Here is a 3163-nt window from a genome sequence, read left to right on the forward strand (position 1 = left end):
AGTGAAGTAATTTCTGTGTGTCTTTGGTAAAGCCTGCTTCAAAATCAACGCTTAGGGGTATTTTAATTGTTGCAGTGATACGTTTTATCACATCAAGCAATGTCTCGAAAGGTAGTTGTTCACCGTCAGGATAGCCGAATGATACAGCAATCGCGGCACTACTCGTTGCAATGGCAGGTGCACCCGCTTGCTCAAAAATGGCGGCACTCGCCGCATCCCATGCGTTTAAAAGAATTAATGGCGAGTCTTGTTGGTGAAGCTTGAAAAACTGTTCAGCTTGTTTTGCTTGGCTTTTTTGTTGAGTCATCACAATACCTTTTAATCTTTGCTAAGGTCTTTGCATCAGGTTGCCATTGGTAGAGCTTCAAATCAACTTTTCCATAAAGCACGGGCACATTTTCTTGCACCAAGCAGCGGGTTTGTTCCTCAAACCGCCAATCAGTAGGGTTGAGTGCGATTTTTCCTTGCGCGTTAATCACGCGATACCAAGGAAGGGATAGCTGGGGCGCGAGTCGCCTACGATGAAACAAGGCATAACTGACCTGTCGTGCATAACGAGGCTTGCCGATTAATTTGGCAATTTGACCATAGGTGGCTACTTGGCCTTTAGGAATCATTGAAACCACTTGCCAGACTTGGCGATACAATGACAGTTTGGACTCTGCATCGTCTGTCATTTCTTGCCGTGTCCTTGGTACGCACATAATACACGTTGAGCTAATAAGCCACCAAACGGATGATATTTTTTAGCTAGCTTCATCACAGCTTCTTTGCTGAGTAGCTCAGGCTTGTTTAACCACCAGGTAAAGGCTTTTCTAACGGCTAAGTCACCTGCTGGAATAATTTCAAATCGACGGAAGTATTTAAGCAAAAGCCAATCGCTTGTCCACTGGCCTATACCGTGAATAGCTGTTAATGCTGTTTGCAACGGTTCATTGTCGAGTAAATTTAAGCGGCCTTCGTCAATGCTAAGCAGCCACTCGGCTGATTCGATGATGGCTTTAGCTTTTGTACGGCTTAACTTCATCGCAAGCAACTGCTCAAAACGCTCGTCTGTTTTAGACGACAGGAATTGTTTGGCTGTGGGGTAAGCATAATGAGTTTGGTTATTGACCTTAACGGATTCGCCAAAGGTCGTGACAAAGTTTTTGCGAGCCTGGTTTGCCGCACTGACCGCAATTTGTTGACCTAAAACCGTTTGCACAATACCTTCAAAAAGATGGGTGTAGCTCGGCAAGTAAGCACTTAAATACGATAAAATAGCTTGCTCATGTTTTTGAGCAAGCTTTAATGTGCTAATTTGAGCGGGTAAAGGGTCATCCAGGCCAAGCAGTTTGGCTAGCTTGGTTTTCAGTTCCTTGCTTTCTTTGGCGTTCGTGGTTGAGGCTTCAACAAGCAAACATTTGCCTGGTTTGATTGTTGCAATCAGTGGTTTTTCATTATCGAGTGTGATGACTTTGTACCAGCAATTATCAATGATTTGGTTGGCTGGGTCGTCCTCAGATCGTCTAATCAATGACAGGGTGCTTTCAAAGCTAAAGCTTTCAGGGAAGGTAAGATAAGTTCGCTTCATATTATACGGCTGATTCGTTTGTTACTGACTCAATATCAGTTTGCGTATTCAGCGGGGTAAACCACGCAATCACGCCGCCTGTTGTCATGACGACGCTACTCAGTAAAATAATCATTTGCATATTACCATGATGTTGCAAAACCCAGCCACCGAAAATAGAGGCAATGGGAATCATCATGTAACTAATTAAGCGAGTAATGGCGACGGTTCGGCCCAAGTATTCACTGGGTACGACCCGTTGTCGCAATGTAAAGTACGTCACGATAATAACGGAATTAAAAGCTGCTACGACACCCCAAGCTAAACCCGCTGTCACACCACTTCTGGCCAGTAAAAGTAATAACGTTGATAAACCCGCACCAATCGTGCAGCACACAATAATGCGGCCTTTTGCTAAATGTTTTCCGATGCGAGGGGCAACAAGCGAACCAATGATGGCGCCGATGCCGGAAACTGCAATCGCAACCCCAACGTGCACAGGGGTGAGCTTAAGAATTTTGACTAAGAAGAAAATAAAGTTGGCATAAAAGACTTGAATGGCAAAGTTAGAACATAAAAACAAAAAACAACCGTATTTAATGACGGCATTTTTCCACGCATAGTGCATACCCTCTTTGAGATCAATAAAAATAGATTGCAGTGTAATGCCTCTGTGAGGTGCCGCTTTAGCGCGCTTGGTAATCAAGGTAATTAAAATGGCGGATAATGCAAAAGAAGCCGCATTAATATAAATGGCATTTAAAGCGCCAAGAATAGCGATAAGCCCTCCGCTTGCGAGTGGGCCGAGCAAGCTAATAAGGTTATCTGAACTCGTCAAATAGGAATTAGCCTTTGATAATGAATCCCGCTCTACAATTTCAGGAATAAAGCTTTGAAAAGCCGGATGGTAGACTGAGCTTAAAGCCGCAATAGCAAAGACTAAGGGATATATTGGCCAAATGACTGAGCTTAAAAAGGTTTGTTGCAGGGCAAGACAGAGTGTTGCAATCGCTGCAAACCAATCCCCATACATCATCATCTTTCGACGGTTTACCCGATCGGCTATCACGCCACCAAATGGGGTGACGACAATAAAGGGTAAGAAAGTTAACGCATACGCAATAGACATCGCAAGCGCAGAATGCGTCAAGTGAAAAATTAAAATAGGAATCGCTAAACGATATAACCAGTCACCAACGGTTGATAAAAAATAAGCAGTCAATAATAGCCGATAGTTTTTGTTAATAAGCGTCATGAGTTCCCTTTCCACAGTAATCACAGTCAATTTGGCGTTGCCAAACTTCTGCTGGCTTAACCTGCATTGTATCAAAATCTACCGATAATAGCTTATTGGTCGCGACGGGTTTGGCAATATTTGTCACAATGCGTACAAATTCAGCCACAACAAAACTCGTGATAGCTGAAACCAAAGGCACGATGGCAGGTGCCGGTTGGGATTCAGCAGCATCCGCCGCGCTTTCGGCTTGTAACAGATTAGCTGAATCACCACTTTTGGCTTCAACACAGGTTTTCCAGCAGTGAATACAGCCGGATTGGCCTGGTATCACGCTGCAATAAACGGCGCGTTGAGTATCAAGGCCGCCATTGATA

At 44.1% G+C, this 3163-nt stretch carries 3 protein-coding genes and 2 pseudogenes (2 of these 5 cut by a window edge); all 5 read right to left on the reverse strand.

Features of this window, described 5'->3' with window-relative positions:
* Positions 1-307: pseudogene (locus COV52_02275) on the reverse strand (hypothetical protein) (it extends 587 nt beyond the left edge of the window).
* Positions 273-677: a cysteine methyltransferase gene (locus COV52_02280; GenBank protein ID PIR11759.1), complete on the reverse strand. Its 405-nt coding sequence runs from the start codon at positions 675-677 to the stop codon at positions 273-275. The pseudogene COV52_02275 and the gene COV52_02280 overlap by 35 nt, the downstream one beginning before the upstream one ends.
* Positions 674-1573: a hypothetical protein gene (locus COV52_02285; protein PIR11760.1), complete on the reverse strand. Its 900-nt coding sequence runs from the start codon at positions 1571-1573 to the stop codon at positions 674-676. The genes COV52_02280 and COV52_02285 overlap by 4 nt, the downstream gene beginning before the upstream one ends.
* 1 nt (position 1574) lies before the next feature.
* Positions 1575-2807, reverse strand: a complete 1233-nt coding sequence (locus tag COV52_02290) for a hypothetical protein (protein ID PIR11761.1) — start codon at positions 2805-2807, stop codon at positions 1575-1577.
* A pseudogene (locus tag COV52_02295) lies at positions 2794-3163 on the reverse strand (hypothetical protein); it runs 770 nt beyond the window's last position. Before COV52_02295 ends, COV52_02290 begins: the two are co-directional and overlap by 14 nt.

The organism is Gammaproteobacteria bacterium CG11_big_fil_rev_8_21_14_0_20_46_22 (genome assembly GCA_002796245.1).
GTDB lineage: Bacteria > Pseudomonadota > Gammaproteobacteria > UBA12402 > UBA12402 > 1-14-0-20-46-22.